At 74.5% G+C, this 16,343-nt stretch carries 6 protein-coding genes; all 6 read right to left on the bottom strand.

The window, feature by feature from the left end:
- Positions 1-271: 271 nt before the first annotated feature.
- Genes BM362_RS24305 through BM362_RS24280 form a run of 6 tightly spaced genes read right to left on the bottom strand, consistent with a single transcriptional unit; the run spans position 272 to position 16,295 of the window.
- Positions 272-1,591, bottom strand: a complete 1,320-nt coding sequence (locus tag BM362_RS24305; RefSeq protein ID WP_093574656.1) for a serine hydroxymethyltransferase — start codon at positions 1,589-1,591, stop codon at positions 272-274.
- Positions 1,588-2,355 carry a thioesterase II family protein gene (locus BM362_RS24300; protein WP_067588371.1) on the bottom strand — a complete coding sequence of 256 codons (768 nt, stop codon included), beginning with the start codon at positions 2,353-2,355 and terminating at the stop codon, positions 1,588-1,590. The genes BM362_RS24305 and BM362_RS24300 overlap by 4 nt, the downstream gene beginning before the upstream one ends.
- Complete coding sequence (locus tag BM362_RS24295; protein ID WP_067588373.1) at positions 2,352-3,467, bottom strand: Gfo/Idh/MocA family oxidoreductase; 1,116 nt, start codon at positions 3,465-3,467, stop codon at positions 2,352-2,354. Before BM362_RS24295 ends, BM362_RS24300 begins: the two co-directional genes overlap by 4 nt.
- Positions 3,464-4,570 carry a saccharopine dehydrogenase NADP-binding domain-containing protein gene (locus BM362_RS24290; protein WP_067588378.1) on the bottom strand — a complete coding sequence of 369 codons (1,107 nt, stop codon included), beginning with the start codon at positions 4,568-4,570 and terminating at the stop codon, positions 3,464-3,466. The genes BM362_RS24295 and BM362_RS24290 overlap by 4 nt, the downstream gene beginning before the upstream one ends.
- A complete protein-coding gene (locus BM362_RS24285; protein WP_167545413.1) occupies positions 4,567-9,747 on the bottom strand; it encodes a non-ribosomal peptide synthetase in 5,181 nt (1,726 codons plus the stop codon). The genes BM362_RS24290 and BM362_RS24285 overlap by 4 nt, the downstream gene beginning before the upstream one ends.
- The gene (locus tag BM362_RS24280) at positions 9,744-16,295 is read right to left on the bottom strand and encodes a non-ribosomal peptide synthetase (RefSeq protein WP_093574654.1); all 6,552 of its coding nucleotides are present in this window, start codon (positions 16,293-16,295) and stop codon (positions 9,744-9,746) included. The genes BM362_RS24285 and BM362_RS24280 overlap by 4 nt, the downstream gene beginning before the upstream one ends.
- Between the last annotated feature and the right edge of the window lie 48 nt (positions 16,296-16,343).

The following is a 16,343-nucleotide window of genomic DNA, read 5'->3' as shown; positions in this document are numbered from 1 at the left end:
TTTCAGACACACCGGGCCGCTCCCCGGCTAGCCGCCGAAACCCGCCGCAGCCAACCCTTCCGCCGTCGCCCACCGCCAAGCGAACCAGCCGGGCCGCCCCGCGACACCCGCCCCGAAAGCCCATTTCGGACACCGGCCCACTCCCCCGGCTAGCCGCCGAAACCCGCCGCAGCCAACCCCTCCGCCGTCGCCCACCGCCAAGCGAACCAGCCGGGCCGCCCCGCGACACCCGCCCCGAAAGCCCATTTCGGACACCGGCCCACTCCCCCGGCTAGCCGCTGAAACCCGCCGCGAACCCCTCCGCGGCCAGCCCTTCCGCCGTCGCCCTCAGCCGTCGCGCGGCCTGGCATTCGCGGGGCGATTCCCCGTCGCGGAGACGGGCCACCACCTCCGCCAGTTCGGCCGCGAAGGCCGCCACCTGGTCGTCGGTCACCGCGCGGAAGGCCAGTTCGTTCGTTCCCAGCCGGATGCCGCTCGTCTCGGCCGCCTGCCGGGGGTCGTCCGGGACCAGGTTCTTGTTCACCAGCACCCCGCACGCGCGCAGCGCGTCCTCGACCTGTGCCCCGGTCGCCGCGGCGCCGCGCAGGTCGGCCAGGATCAGGTGGGTGTCCGTGCCGCCGCCGACCAGTGCGACGCCGCTGGCCGTCAGCGCGCCGGCGATCACCCCGGCGTACCGCGTCGCCCGGCGCATCCCCTCGGCGAACACCGGGCCCGCCGCGAAGCGCAGCGCGACGGCTTTCGCCGCGATCGCCCCGAAGTCCGGGGTGCCCTGCAAGCCGGGGAAGACCGCCCGGTCGAGCATCGCGCGGGTCACCGGCGACCGGCGGCTGCACAGCAGCAGCCCGCCGCGCGGACCGCACAGCTGTTTGTAGGTCGAGGTCGACACCACGTCGCAGTACGGCATCGGCGACGCGTGCGCTCCGGCCGCCACGAGTCCGCTGAGGTGGCTGATGTCGGCCATCAGCAGCGCCCCGGCCTCGTCAGCGGCCCGGCGGAACACCGCGAAGTCGATCTTCCGCGGGCAGGCCGAGCCGCCGCAGATGAGCAGGCGCGGCCGGACTTCGCGCACCAGGGAGAACAACTCGTCCTCGTCCGGTTCGCCGGCGCTGTCCAGGTGGTAATGCGCGGACTCGACCCACCGCGAAAGATTGGCCCGCCCGGAAACGTGCGACAGGTGGCCGCCGTGCGACAGCTCCAGCGACAGCACCGGTTCACCGGGCCGCAGCAGCCCGGTGAGCGCCGCCAGGTTCGCCGCCGAGCCGGACAGCGGCTGCACGTTCGCGCCCTGTGCGCCGAACAAGTCCTCCGCGCGGCGCACGGCCAGCCGCTCCACCTCGTCAACCTGTTCGGCGCCCGGGTGGTAACGCCGCCCGGGGTAGCCTTCCGCGGTCACCGATCCGAAGCCCAGCGCTTGTGCCGTCACCACTTCCGACCGGGTCGGCCCCGCGGCGGCCACCAGATTGAGCCGCGTGCGGCGGGTGGCGTGCTGGCGCCGCGCGAGCTCCACCAGCATCGGATCCGAGGCGGTGAGCGCGGCGAATCCGTCCTGCCACGCCCCGGCGGGCCCCGCCTCCAGCGGTGCGGCGGTCACGGCATGCTCGGCCAGCGCACGGCGGCCGGGGTCGTGGCGGACACCAGGTCCAGCACCGCGGCGACGACGCCGGGCCGCTGGTCCACGAGATAGAAATGCCCGCCGGGGAACGTGCGGTACCGCAGCGGACGCGCGGCGACGGCCTGCCAGCCCGGCAGCGAATCCGGATCGACCTCGGGGTCCCGGTCGCCGTTGCAGGCCAGCACCGGGCAGTCCAGCGGCCGCGCGGCACCGGGCAGATAACGCTCGCTCAGCCGGTAGTCGGCCCGCAGCACGGGCAGCATCAGCTCCCGCATTTCCGCGCTGCGCAGCACTTCCTCGCTGGTCCCGCCGCTGCGGCAGACGTCGTCCCACAGCTCGTCGTCGCTCGTGCGGTGCAGCATCCGGCCGGGATCGAGCGGGGCCGCCCGCCCGGACACCGCGAGCGCGGCCGGAGTCTCCCCCGCCCGCCGCAGCCGCAGCGCCGTCTCGTAGGCCGCCGCCGCGCCGAGGCTGTGTCCGAACAGGACGGCCGGGACCCGATGCCGGGCCAGCAGTTCCGCCGCCACCGCGTCGGCGATCTGGCTCAGATCGGTCGCGCAGGGCTCCCGGATCCGGTCCTCCCGGCCGGGATACTGCACCGCGCACAGCTCCACGCCGGGCGGCAGGCCGGCGCACCAGGACCGGAAGAACCGGGCCCCGCCGCCGGCATGCGGAAAACACACCACCCGCGCGACCGGGTCGCGGACCCGCTCGTAGCGCCGGAGCCAGTGCTGCGCGCTCATCCGGTCCCCTCTTCCCGTTGCCCGCCGGTCGCCGCGTTCTCCAAGTCCTTGGCCGACAGCACTGCCGGCGGCGCCCGGCGCACCATCTCGGGCGGGCCCAGCGAACCGGTCAGCCGCTGCACGAGCGCGCTGAGCGCCAGGTGGTACTGCCCCGCCGCGACCCAGTCGCCGGAGCGGAACCCGGCCAGCGCGCGGACCACCGCGGCGGGCCACAATTCGCGCAGCACCGTGCCCCAGTCCGGGGCCTCCGCCGGTCCGAGCGCGCACGCGGCCGGGAAGCCGAGATGCGGTGCGGCCAGTTCGTCGAATCCGGTCGCCTCGCCCGCGGACGCCGGCAAATGCGGCCGGGGGCACCACAGGACCGGACCGGCACTGCCCACGAGCGTGAGCGTTCCGCCTTCGGCGCCCACGGTGACGCGGTGCCACAGGTGCGCGTGGTTGTCCGGCTCGCGCGGGTCGAGCTGATGCTGCACCCGCAAGGTCAGCGGAACTCCGGCGAAAGCGCCCTCGACGGTCGTGAACGGATGGTCCGCGGCGGTCAGTGCGCGCAAGGCGGCCGAAGCCCGCACGGGTTCGTCGAACCCCCACGGCCGGATCCCGCCCAGCGCCCGGCCCAGGATGTCGAAAACCGTGTACAGGACTTGGACACTGGTGGTCACGGTGACGAAGAGCGGTCGCTGGGCGCGCCGCAACGCCTGTGCGGCGGCGATGAACCGGCGGATCGGCGCCACCTCCACGTGATGGCTGTTGACCTGGTACCGGACTCCGCACCGGCGCGCGGTCCGCAGGTGCCCGGCCAGTTCGCCGCCGTGCACCGGATGTTCCTGCAGCACGTCGAGGCCGCGCTCCATCAGCTCGTCCGCGAGCCGCGCGCCGGGACCGCCGGTGACCGCCGAACCCACCACCACGCACGCCTGCCGGACGTCGTCCGGCACCTCCGGGACCCGCTGCCACAACGGCACTCCGTACCGCTTCGCGCACGCCCGCGACCGCTCGCTCCCGCGCGCCAGCACCCCGGCCAGCTCGACCGGGGAGTCCGGCGCGGCGAGCCCGGCGAGGTACACGCGGCCGAATCCGGTCCCGCACACCACCGCCTTCGGCCGGACGCTCACAACACGCCCTCCTCGGACGCTTCCCGCAGCTCGGCGGCTTCGGTCAGCAGCTCGAACACGCTCAGCGCGTCCGTCTCGCGCAGGTCGGCCACCAGGGTTTCCGCGTCCAGCGCTTCCGCCGCGAACGCCCGGCCGGGCACGACCGCGCCGGACAGGACTTGCAGCGCGGCGAGCCCGCACACGGTGCCGGTGAGCACGGAAGTGTCCCGCGACCCCGCCACCAGCGTGCTCGGGGCCGAACCGTCGGCCGGATGCGCGGTGAACACCATCCGCTGGTACGGCTCGCGGCCGAACATGTCCAGCTCCGCGGCTTCCGCGAGCTCGGCCGCGGCGGCGGCCAGGTCGCCTTCGCCCGACATCGCGCCCTGCAGCCGGGCCAGCGTCGACATCATCGCGGCTCCGCCGTCGAACACCGAATACCAGCGCACGTCCGGGATCGCGAGCTGCTGGGCCAGCCGCTCGGGTTCGTAGCCCAGGTACGGGAACGCGCTGACCACGCCGGGGAAGAACGGGAGCCGCACGTCCACCTGCGGCGCCGCGGACCGCGTGACCCGGCGCCCGTCCTGCCACACCGCTTGCGATTCGGCGTCGCGCCCGCCGAGGCTCAGCAGATAGTCCACCGCACCGGCCGGGGTGAGCCGGTCCAGCACGCCGGCGTAGGTCTCCAGCCGCCCGACCGGGCCGGTCCGCGCCGCGAGCCACCGCGGCAGCAAGCCGCTCAGGCCCGGCATCATGCCCGCCGTCACCACCGCGCGGCGTTCCGTTCCGGCGAGGCGTTCGTAGAGCGGCAGATCGCCGCCCGCGTCGACGTAATCCGCACCGGCGGCGAACGCGGCGCGCGCCACCCGGTCGACCACCTGGTACGACGGCCCGCCGGCGTGGACGACGACCGCGCAGTCCCGGCAGAACGCCGCGAGCGCCGCGTCGTCCCACAGATCCACCTCGGCCGCTTCGCCGGCCGCCAGTGCGTCCGCCGCCGCCTCGGCGCGCTTCCCGTCCCGTCCGCCGACCCGCACGATCCCGTCGAACCGCGCGGCGAGCAGCCGGACCGCCGCGCTGCCGACCGCGCCGTATCCGCCGAGGACACCGATCCGCCGGGTCATCCCTTGACCGCCAGTTCGCCGAGGCAGACCCGCTGCCAGTAGTCCCTGACCCGCTTCGCCGCCGCCGGCCACGCGTCGGTGTCGAAGTCGAGCACCAGCGTCACGTCGCCGGTGTACAGCTCCGGTTCCGCGCTCGCCTGTTCCCTCGCGGCGCGTTGATAGGCCTCGAACCGTTCGGCCAGCTCCGGCCCGAAGCCGGACGGGTTCCACGCCGCGCCGGCCGGAGTGCCGGTGTCCAGCGCCGCCGCGACCTCCGCGTCGTCCGCGGCCGCCGGCAGGTCGAGGCCGAGCGTGCGGGCGAAGAAGTAGCCGGCCGGTTCGTCGTCGCGGTAGCCGATCGGGCAGCGCACCACCACGGTCAGCTCGGCCGGCGGACAGCCGGCCTCGGCGAGCCGCCGGGCGAGTTCGAGCGCCACCAGTCCGCCGGAATCGGTGCCGTACAAGGCGATTTCCCCGGCCTCCGGCAGGAGCGGCGCGTACGCGTCGGCGAGCCGCTGCGCCATCGGCGCGGGCACCGGCCCGGTGCCCGGCCGGAGCCCGGAAACCGGCCCGGACACCAGCGCCGGGTCCCAGCGCGGTTCCCCGGTGCCGTCGGCCACGACCACCCAGGTGCGGGCTCCGGATCCCGTTGCCAGCTCGACCAGTTCGGGACCGCTGTGCGCGGCGGGGGCCGCGGCGTCGCTCCCGGCGGAGAGCCGCCCGGCCAGTTCCGCGACGGTGGCGCCCTCCAGCACGTCGCGCAGCATCTCGTCGAAGAACAGCCCGGCCGCCTGCGGCAGCTGCTCCTTGACCTCGCCGACGATCTGCGCGGCGACCAGCGAGTCCCCGCCGAGTTCGAAGATGTCCTGGTCGCGGCCCACCTCGGACCGGCCGAGCACGCGGCACCACACCCGCGCCACCGCGGCCTCCAGTTCGCCCTCCGGACGGGACTGCGCGACCGGGCCCGCCGGGGCCGCCCGGTCCGGCAGCAGCTTCGCCAGCGCGGCGCGGTCCACCTTGCCGTTGCCGGTCAGCGGCAGTGCGTCCAGCACCTCCAGCCGGGACGGGACCATGTAGTCCGGCAGCCGTCCGGCGAGATCGTCGAGCAGGTCGAGATCGTGCGCGGGCGCGCGGCCGGATTTGAACCGCGCGGCGAACGCGTGCATGCCGATCCGGTCGAGCGCCTCGTCGCCCGCGGACAGCTGCACGACCGCGTCGGCCCCGGCCCCGGCGAGCAGTTCCCGCCATTGCGGCAGGGAAATGAACGTCTGGTCGCGGCCCGCCCGCACGTCGGCGAAATCGCCGGACTTGGCGTCGAAGAGGAATTCCATCGAGGTGAGGATCTGGTAGTTGTCGCGGGTGGTCTCGATGAACACCAGCCAGCCGCCGGGCCGCAACAGCTCGCGGAGACGGCCGAGCGCCTGCGCCGCGTCGCGCGCGTAGTGCAGCACGTTCGCGCACAGGATCACGTCGGTGCTGTTGGCCCGCAGTCCTTGCGCCCGGTAGTCCTCGTTCAGGTCGAACAGGCCGTAGCCGACCCACGGGTACTGCTCGCCGAACCGTTCGCGCGCCTGGTTGAGGAAGAACCGCGAAACGTCGGTGAACAGGTAGTCCACGTCGTACCGGGCCAGCGCGGGGATCAGGTCGATGCTCGCCCCGCCCACGCCCGCGCCGACCTCCAGCAGGCTCAGCGGGCCGTCGTGGTCCGCGGCCAGCCCGGTGACCGCGGCTTCGACCAGCCGGTTGAGCGAGTTGCTCAGGAAGTTGCCCTGGTAGGCCGATTCCTGGATGTCCACCCGGCCTTCGGGGAACAGCAGCTGCACCGGATCGGCGTCCTCGCGCAGCAGCTCCGGCAGATGGCCGCAGGCGGTGTGGAAGTACTCGACCAGCTCCGCCCGCTGCCCGCCGCCGGGCTGAAGCTCGTCCACCTCGCGCCAGGCCTGTTCGAGGTCCGCCGCGCTCACCGGCGGCACCCCGGTGAGCGCGCCGTCGTCCCGGACCAGCATTCCGTTCTGCTCCAGCGCGTTGATCCACCGCCGGACGAGCCGCTCGTGCTTGGCGGTGACGCCCGCCGTCCGGAACACCTCCTCGACGGTGTGCCGGGACTCCACTGTGGCGAACAATCCCTGCTCCCGCAGGGCGCGCACCATGGCCAGCAACGCGGTGCGGTCCAGCTGCCGGGCGAACGACACCGCCCGCGAAGCGTCCATTTCGGACCGGACGGCGGCCAGTTCCGCCGCGGCGGCCGAGGCGAGCACGGCCGGGAGCCGGTCCGGCGCGGGCTCTTCGCGCGGCGCGGGCTCCACGAACGCGGCCAGTCCGCGATCGAGCGCGCCCTCGCCTTCGACCAGCACCGCCGCCGCGCCCACCGAGGGGTGCTCGGCCAGCGCGCTTTCGATCTCGGCCAGTTCGATGCGGTGCCCGCGGATCTTCACCTGCTGGTCCTCGCGGCCGAGGAACTCGATGTCCCCGCTCGGCAGCCAGCGGCCGAGGTCGCCGGTGCGGTAGCGCCGCCCGCCGGCCGGATCGGCGCCGAACCGCTGCCGGGTCTGCTCCTCGTCGCCGAGGTAGCCGGTGGCCACGCCGGCCCCGCCGATGAAGAGCTCCCCGACCGTCCACTCCGGACACGGACGGCCGAGTTCGTCGAGCACGTGGAAGGTCTGGTTGGTCAGCGGCCGCCCGTACGGGACGGACGCCGCGTCCTCGGCCACCTCGCCGACCGGGTGCCAGATCGACCAGATCGCCGCTTCGGTCGCCCCGCCGAGGCTGATCACCTCGACGCCGGGCAGCAGTGCGCGGATCCGGTCGGGAAGCCGCACCGGGATCCAGTCGCCGGACAGCAGCGCCAGCCGCAGCGGCGGGGCGGCGGCGGTGTCCACCCGCAGGTACTCCGCGAGCATCTGCATCTGCGCGGGCACCGAATTCCACAGGGTCACCCGGTGCGCGCGCATCAGCTCGGCCCAGTGCGACGGATCGCCCCGGCGGCCGTGTTCGGGCAGCACCAGCGCCCCGCCGGCCGAAAGCGGGCCGAACACGTCGTACACCGACAGGTCGAACGCGAGGCTCGCCACCCCGAGCACGCGGTCGTCGCCGGTGACGGTGAACCGGCGGTTGATGTCGGCCACGGTGTTGCCCGCAGCACGGTGGGTCACCACCACGCCCTTCGGGTAGCCGGTCGAACCGGAGGTGTAGATGACGTACGCGCGTTCGTCCGGGTCGCCGGTCACCGGCGGCGGTTCCGCGGTGGAACCGTCCGCTTCGAGCACCACCGGTCCGGCCAGCGCCGCCGCGCCCGGCCCGACGAACGCGAAGCGCGCTCCCGACCGTTCGACCAGCTGCTGCTGGCGAGCGGGCGGCTGCCGGACGTCGATGGGCAGGTAGGCGGCCCCGGCCAGCAACGCGCCGAGCACCGCGACGATCTGCCCGGCTCCGGTCTCCGCCGCCACCGCGACCAGATCCCCGGCGCCGCAACCCTTTTCGGACAGTCTCCGTGCGACGCCCGCCGCCCGGCCGACCAGTTCGCGATACGTCAGCGTCTCCGCCGGGGTGATGATCGCGGGCCGGTCCGGGGTGCGCCGCGCCTGCTCGACGATCCCGCCGTGCAGCAGTCCGCTCGGCAGCGGCCCGGCGGTGGCGTTGGCCTCGGCCCTTCGCCGGGCCTGCGCCGGGGGCAGCGCGACCGGCGACTCCGCCGTCCAGCACCGTTCGCCGTCCGCCAGCCCGCGCAGCAGATCGGCGAAGGCCCCGAACATGTCCGCGGCGAGTCCGTCCGGGAACACGCCTTCGCGCACGTCCCAGTTGACCGTCAGCGCGCCCGAGTGTTCGAGCACCTGGCAGTCGATCCAGACCTGCGGGGTCTGGCTGATGCCGTAGCCGGGGGCGGAGGGCCCGCTCGAAGCCGAGCCGAGGCCGAGCGCGCTGGTGAACACCACCGGCATCAGCGCCGCGTCCTGGCCCCGGCGGCGCGCCATCTCGCGCAGCACCTCGACGCCGCTGAACAGCCGGTGGTCGAGGTCGGCCCACAGCTGGTCCTGCAGCGCCGCGGCCCGTTCGGCGAACCGCGGTCTCGCGCCCGCGTCCACCTCCAGCGGCAGGACGCCGGTGAAATCGCCGACCAGCCGGTCCACCTGCTCGTGCAGCGGAAGCCTGCTCAGCACGGTCAGGTCGAGGGTGAACCGGCGGCGCCTGCTCCACCGGCCGATGACCTCGGTGTACGCGGCCAGCACCGCGGTGGACGCGGTGACCCCGTGCGTCCCCGCGATCCGCGACAGCTCCGCGAACCGCTCGGCGTCCAGCGTCGCCGTGTGCCGGGCGAACCGCACCGGAGCGCCGTCGCGGACCTCCGGGCGGACCGGGAGTTCCGGCGCGGGCGGCAGGCTGTCCACCCGGGACAGCCAGTACTCGCGGTCGGCGCGGTAGCGGCGGGTGCCGCGCAGCCGCCGCTCCGCGAGCAGGTAGTCGCGGAAGCCGATCTCCAGCTCCGGCAGCACCAGGTCCGGATCGGCGAGGCAGCGCGAAAACTCGTCCAGCAGCACCTGGATGCTGACGAAATCGGCGATCAGGAAGTCGATCGACAGGTGCAGCGTCGCCCGGCCCGCGCCGAGGGTGACCCGCACGTCGAACAGCGGCCATTCGCCCGGCGGGTACACCCGGTGGTCCAGTTCCTCGCGGGTCCGCTCCCGGGCCCGGTCGAACTCCGCCTCGTCGCGCGCCCGCGCGACCGGCACCGCCAGCGGCGGCACCTCGGCGAGCACCCGCTGGGACCCGTCCGCGTCGACCACCGCGCGCAGCATCCCGTGCCGGGCCACCAGCGCCCGCCAGATCTCGCCGGCGCGCTCGCCGTCCAGATCGGGGAAGTCCAGTTCGCCGTAGGCGTGACAGCCCACCCGGCCGTAGGCGATCACGTCCCGGCGGCCGAGCAGATAGGCGGCCTGGATGCCGGTGAGCGGGAACGGCTTCCCGGCCGCCGCCGGATCCGGTTCCGCGCGCTCGTGGGCCGCCTCCCGCAGGTAGTGCAGCAATTGCGGTTTAGCCGCGCGCAGCGCCGCTTTGCGGTCTTCGGTCAGCACTCCGCGCGGCGCGCGGAACCGCAGCCCGCCGCTCTCGTCCTGCCACAGCTCGACGCCGAGCCCTTCCAGCTCCGCCACCAGCCGCGGCACGTCGACCGGGGCGGTTGCGGTGTCCAGCGCGTCCGTCACAGCACTCCCTCTTCCACGGTGGCGACCGGGCGTTCGGTCAGTTCGCCGATGATCCGGGCCTGCTCGGCGACGCTCGGCGAGCCGAGCAGCTGGCGCAGGGTGATCTCGACGGAGAATCGGGTCCGGGTCAGTTCGAGCAGCCGGGTGGCGAGCAGGCTGTCCCCGCCGAGGGCGAAGAAACTCGCGTGCCTGCCGACCGACTCGACGCCGAGCAGGCTCGACCACAGCCGGGCGACGCTGGTTTCCACCGGACCGGACGGCGGCTCGGCGGGCGCGGGCTCCGCGTCGGTCAGCCCGGCGCGGACCGCGGCGCGGTCGACCTTCCCGTTCGCGGTCAGCGGCAGCCGCTCCAGCACCGAGAACCACTGCGGGACCATGTAGTCCGGCAGCCGCCGGGCCAGGAACTCCGTCAGTTCTCCGGAGTCCGGCGGGGTCTCGCCGGCCCGGAGCGAGACCGCCGCGGCGAGCCGGACGCCCGCCGCGCGCACGTCCACCGCCACCGCGGCCCGCACCGCCGGGTGCGTGCCCAGCACGGCCTCGATCTCGCCGAGTTCGATCCGGTGCCCGCGCACCTTGACCTGGTGGTCGGTGCGGCCGAGGAATTCGAGCGTGCCGCCGGGCCAGTACCGGCCGCGGTCGCCGGTCCGGTACCAGCGCTCGCCCTCGCCGCGCACGAACCGCTCGGCGGTCAGCGCCGGGTCGCCGCGGTAGCCCTCGGCGACCCCGGCCCCGCCGATCCACAGCTCGCCGGGCACCCAGTCCGGCCGGTCCTCGCCGTCCGGCCCGACAACGCGGAACCGCTGATTGCGCAACGGGAATCCGTAGGGCACCGACACCCAGTCCGGATCGGGCGCGGACACCTCGAAGGCGTTGGACCAGATGGCCGCTTCGGTGGCGCCGCCCAGCGCGACCAGGCGGCAGCGGCCGCCGGTGCTCGCGGCGAGGCGGCCGGGCAGGTCGAGGCCCACCCAGTCGCCGGAGACCAGCGCGATCCGCAGCGATCGCGGCAACGGGCTGCCGCCGGCTTCGGCGACGAGCATGTCCAGCAGGGCGGGCACCGAGTTCCACAGCGTGACGCGGCGCCGCCGGGCCAGGTCGAGCCAGGAGCCGGGATCGCGCCGCTCGTCCTCGGCCGGGAGCACAAGGGCTCCGCCCACGGCGAGGAGGCCGAAGATGTCGTAGACGGAAAGGTCGAAGTCCAGCGCCGAAACGGCGAGCACCCGGTCCTCGGGGCCGACCGCGAACCGGTCGTTGATGTCCGCGATGGTGTTCAGCGCGGCCCGGTGCGCCACGACGACGCCCTTCGGCACGCCGGTGGAACCGGAGGTGAAGACGACATACGCCGGGTCTTCCGGCCGCCGCCCGACCGGTCCGGGCAGCGGCGGCGCGGCGTCGATCTCGGCAGGGAGCACGACCGGGCAGCCCGGCGGCGCCTCGGCGCCGGCTTCGGCCAGCACCGCTTTCACCTCGGCGGTGCGGTAGATGCGGTCCCGGCGGATCTCCGGCTGCGAGACGCCTACCGGCACGTACACCCCGCCCGCGCAGAGCACGCCGAGCACCGCGGCGATCTGGGCCGGCCCCTTCGGGAGGGTCACCGCGACCGCGTCTCCGGCCCGGACGCCGCGCGCGGCCAGCGCACCGGCGACCCGCAGCGCGCGGTCGTGCAGCGCGCCGTAGCTCAGGCTCCGGTCGACGCCCCAGCATGCCGCCGTCCGCTCCGGCCGGGCCTCCGCCTGCGCGAGAAAGCCGTGGTGCAACAAGCCTTCCGGCAGCGGGCCCCGGGTGTCGTTGACCTCCGCCCGGCACCGGCGCTGCGCCTCGGGCAGCTCCGGACGCACCGGGACCGTCCAGTCCGCGCCGTCGTCCGCGAGCCGGTCCAGCAGCTCCCGGTACGCCGCGAACATCGCGTCGACCAGCCCGGGCGGGAACGCGGTCTCCAGCACGTCCCAGGTGAGCAGCAGCCCGCCCCGGTACTCGCTGACCTGGTGGTCGAGCCAGACCTGCGGGGTCTGCGACTGGCCCCAGCAGTACTCGCCGAAGGGCATCCGCAGGTCGAACGGGCTGGCCGAGAGCTGCCCCATGCCCATCGTGCTGGTGAACACCACCGGCATCGCCGCCGACGGGCCGCCGGAGCGCCGCGCCAGCTCGCGCAGCACGTCGATGCCGGAGAACGCGGTGTGCTGCATGTCGGTCCACACCCGTTCCTGCAGCCGCCGCGCCGCGTCGCGGAAACTCTCCCCCGCCTCCGGTTCGTCGGCGACCAGCAGCAGCGAGGTGAAGTCGCCGACCACCCGGGAGATGTCCGGGTGCAGCGGGGGCCGGTCGAACAGGGTCAGGTTCAGCGTGGCCGACCGCTCCTCGCTCCAGTGCCGCAGCACCGTCGCGAACGCGGCGAGGACCGCGGCGGACGGCGTCACGCCGTGCCGGGCGGCCCCGCGCGACATCCGCTGCCACTGCTGCGCGGACAACCGGAACTCACGGCGGGTGAAGGCTTCCGGCCCGGCCGGAGCCGCCGAGGCGACCGCGGGCAGCCGCGGCGCGGCCGGGAGCGTCTCCAGCCGCTGGAGCCACCAGGCCCGGTCCTGCTCGCGCTTGCGCGGGTCCGGGGCCCCGCCGAGCACGCAGTCGCGGAAGGACACTCCGATCGGCGGCAGCTGCGCGGCCGGGTCGGCGTAGAGCTGCGCGAGCTCCGCGAACACGGTCATGATGCTGAGCGCGTCGAGCACCAGGAAGTCCAGGCCCACCCCGAGCCGGGCGCGCCCGTCGCCGTACTCGACCACGGCGAGGTCGAACATCGGCCACACCGCCGGGTCGAACACCCGCCGGCTCAACCGTTCCCGCATCGCGGCGAGCTCGGATTCGCCGTGCGAGACCGGGATCCGGGTGTCCGGGACCTCGGGCAGCACGCGCTGGTCCCCGTTGTCGTCGAACACCGCGCGCAGCATGTCGTGCCGCCGCACCACCGCGTTCCACGCGCGTTCCAGCGCGGCCGCGTCGATCCCGGTGCCGTCGAATTCCCAGTACCACAGCGAACCGACGCTGCCCAGCGCGAATTCGGCGCGCCGGCCCACCCAGTAGGCCCACTGCACGCCAGTGGCCGGGAACGGGTCGTACCGGTGCTCCGGGTCCGCGGCCAGCACCGCCGCCGCGGGCGCTTCCTCCGGCGACAGCCGCTGCGCGAACTCCCGCAGCGTCGGCGCGGCGAACAGGTCCGCCAGCCCGGCGCCGCCCAGCTCCGCCTCGCGCAACGCGACCAGCAGCCGGGTGGCCAGCAGGCTGTTGCCGCCGAGCTCGAAGAAATCGTCGTCGCGTTCGATCCGCCCGGCGTTCAGCAGCCGCGTCCAGATCCCGGCGACGGCCAGCTCGGTCGCGCCCGACGGCGGCCCGCCCCGGTCCCGCGGCGCCTCCTCGCCGAGCAGTTCCCGCACCGCGCGCCGGTCGATCTTGCCGTTCGCGTTCAGCGGCAGCGCCGGCACGCCGACGATCCGCCGCGGCACCAGGTACTCCGGCAGCACCCGGGCCAAGGCTCCGGCCAGCTCGTCCGTCTTCGCCTCGGCTCCGGCGGCCGGCACCACCGCCGCGCCCAGCACCGGCCGGTCGCCGCGGTCGTCCACCACCGCGACCGCCCTGGCGACCTCGGGAAGCGCCGCCAGCGCGTGCTCGATCTCGCCGAGCTCGATCCGGTGGCCGAGGATCTTGACCTGGAAATCGGTGCGGCCCAGGAACTCCAGCTCGCCGCTTGGCCGCAGGCGCACCAGGTCGCCGGTGCGGTACCAGCGCCGCCCGGCGTGCGAAACGAACCGCTGCGCGGTCAGCTCGGGATCGCCGTGGTAACCCAGCCCGACCCCGGTGCCGCCGAGCCACAGCTCGCCGGGCACCCAGTCCGGGCAGTCCCGGCCCAGCCGGTCCACCACGCGGATCGCCTGATTGCGCAGCGGCCCGCCGTAAGGCACCGACGGCCAGCCCGGCAGCGGCGGCCCCGCCTCGTGCCAGGTGGAGTGGATGCCGACCTCGGTCGCGCCGCCGAGCGCGACGAGCCGCGCGCCGGGGGCCAGCGCGCGCAGCCGCTCCCACAGGTCCGGGCCGACCCAGTCGCCGCCGGCCAGCGCGATCCGCAGCGGCAGCGGCTCTCCCGCCGCCTCCGCGACGACCAGCAGCATGTCCAGCAGCGCGGGCACCGAGGTCCACACCGTGACGCGGTGCCTGCCGACGAGGTCGAGCCAGGCGTGCGCGTCCCGGCGGATGCCGTCGTCGAGCACCACCAGGCTCGCTCCGGCGTCGAGGAAGGCGAAGATGTCGTACACCGCCCAGTCGTGGTCGAGCGCCGAGACCGCGAACCCGCGGTCGTCCGGGCCGATCCCGGCCCGGTCGCCGATGTCCTCGACGGTGTTGCGGGCCGCCCGGTGCGACATGCGCACGCCTTTGGGCCGCCCGGTCGAACCGGAGGTGTAGATCAGGTATGCGCAGGACTCCGGGTCGGCCGGAACCCGGTCCGCGCGTTCGGCCGCCGCGGCGGTCACCGCGAGCACCGGCACCGGCGAGTCCGGTTCGGCCGCTTCGCCGAGCACGACCGCCGCACCCGAGTCGAGATACAGCTCGTGCCGCCGCGGCCGCGGGAGGTCCGCGCCGACCGGAACGAACACCGCGCCCGCGTGCACCGCTCCGAGCACCGCGGCGATCTGCTGAGGCCCCTTCGGCAGGGTGATCGCGACGACGTCGCCCCGGCGCACGCCGTGTTCCGCCAGCAATCCGGACACCGTGCGGGCCCGGGCCGCCAGTTCGCCGCGGTCCCAGCCCTCCCGCTCGCCCCAGCACAACGCCGGCGCGGCCGGATTCTCTTCTGCCGCACGGAAAAACCCCGCACCGAGCACGGTTTCGCGCTCCGCGCCCGCGGTGTCGCCGAGTTCCGCCCGCCGGGCCAGCTGGCCCGCGGGCAGCAGCGAGTCCACCGGCTCGGTCCACCGCCGGCTCGCGAGCAGTTCGTCGAGCAAGCCGGCATAGCCGTCGAACATCGCGTCCAGCACGCCGTCGGCGAACAAGCCCTCCACCGCGTCCCAGTTCAGCAGCAGACCGCCGGCCTGCTCGGTGACCTGGAAGTCGAGCCACACCTGCGGGGCCTGGGAAATGTTCCAGCCCGCCTCCCCGAAACACTCGCGGATCCGGTCGCCGAACAGCTCGCCGAGCCCGATCGCGCTGGTGAAGACGACCGGCGCGACCGCCTGGCGCGCCAGCCCCCTGGCCCGGGTCAGCTCGCGCAGCACGTCCAGCCCGGTGAACCCGGAGTGCGCCGCGTCCTCCCGGATCCGGTCCCCCAGCTGCCGCGCCAGCCCTGCCACCGTGCGCGCGCTGCCCGCGTGCACGCCGACCAGCAGCAGGTTGGTGAAGTCGCCGACGAGCCCGTCGACGTCCGGGTGCACCGGCTCGCGGTCGAACAGCGGGACGTTCAGCAGGAAATCCGGTTCCTCGCTCCACGCGGCCAGCACGTGACAGAACGCCGCCGCGAACACCATCGGCAGGGTCACCCCGTGCTCGGCCGCGTGCCCGGCCAGCACCTCGCGCTGCTGGGCGCTCAGCGTGGCGAAGCGCCGGGCCACCCGGTGCCGGTCGAGCCGTTCCGGTGCGACCGCGAGCGGCAGCGCGGGCGCGCCAGGCAGCCGCGGCAGCCGCTCCTGCCAGTACTCCCGGTCGCGCTCGCGGGCCCGTTCGCGTTCTTCGCGGCGCCGCGCCAGGTAGCGCGGGAAACTGAACTCCAGCGGCGGCAGCTCGGCCTCGCCCGCATAGCAGGCGGCGAGGTCGCGCAGCATGATCCGGAAGCTCAGCGCGTCGGCGGCGATCATGTCGAGGTCGAGGTGCATGCGCGTGCGCCCGCCGGGCAGCAGCGAGAGGGCGAGGTCGAACACCTCGCCCTCGGAGATGGCGAACGTCCGGTGCGAAAGCCGTTCCCGGATTTCCCCCAGCCGATGCCGGACCTCGTCCTCGGGCAGCTCGCGCAAGTCGTGCACGGCGAGCCCGCGCCACGCCGGTTCGGGAAGGATTTGCTGCGTGCCGTCGCCGCGCACGCGCATCCGGAGCATCCCGTGCCGCCGGGCGAGCGCCCGCACCGCGTGCTCCAGCCGGGCCGGTTCCACCCCGCTGCCGTCGAACTCCGCGTAGAAATGCGTGGTCACCCCGGCGAGCGCGAAGGTCTCGTCCCGGCCGACCCAGTACGCGTACTGCATCGGAGCGAGTTCGAACGGCTCGCTCTCGTCGATCTCCGGCTGCGGTTCCCCGGCCGGATCGCCCGCCTTCTCGCCGGCCGCCAGCAGATCGCACCATTCCCGCAGGGTCGGCCGTTCCATCAGCTCGGCGAACCGGACCTGCTTTCCCCGCGCCCGCCAGCGCGCGGCGAGCCGCATCACCGAAAGGGAATCCAGCCCGCACGCGATCAGGTCGCCGCCGGTCGCGGCGAGCCGGTCCGCGTCCGGCAGCATCGCGGCGACGTCCGCGCGGATGTTCTCTTCGGTGAGCTCCGCCGCCGCGGGCTCCGCCGCGTCGCTGAGGCCGTCCATCACGCTCCCGGGATTCGCGGGACGGAAAAAATGCCGTCACCAATTCGA

The sequence above is a fragment of the Amycolatopsis rubida genome, assembly GCF_900115345.1.
GTDB lineage: Bacteria > Actinomycetota > Actinomycetes > Mycobacteriales > Pseudonocardiaceae > Amycolatopsis > Amycolatopsis rubida.
This window is presented reverse-complemented; position numbering and strand designations above follow the sequence as displayed.

Bases quoted from the DNA above. Each gene is read 5' to 3' on its own strand.
- BM362_RS24300 (WP_067588371.1), bottom strand. From the start codon at position 2,355: ATGAGCGCGCAGCACTGGCTCCGGCGCTACGAGCGGGTCCGCGACCCG.
- BM362_RS24290 (WP_067588378.1), bottom strand. From the start codon at position 4,570: ATGACCCGGCGGATCGGTGTCCTCGGCGGATACGGCGCGGTCGGCAGC.
- BM362_RS24280 (WP_093574654.1), bottom strand. From the start codon at position 16,295: ATGGACGGCCTCAGCGACGCGGCGGAGCCCGCGGCGGCGGAGCTCACC.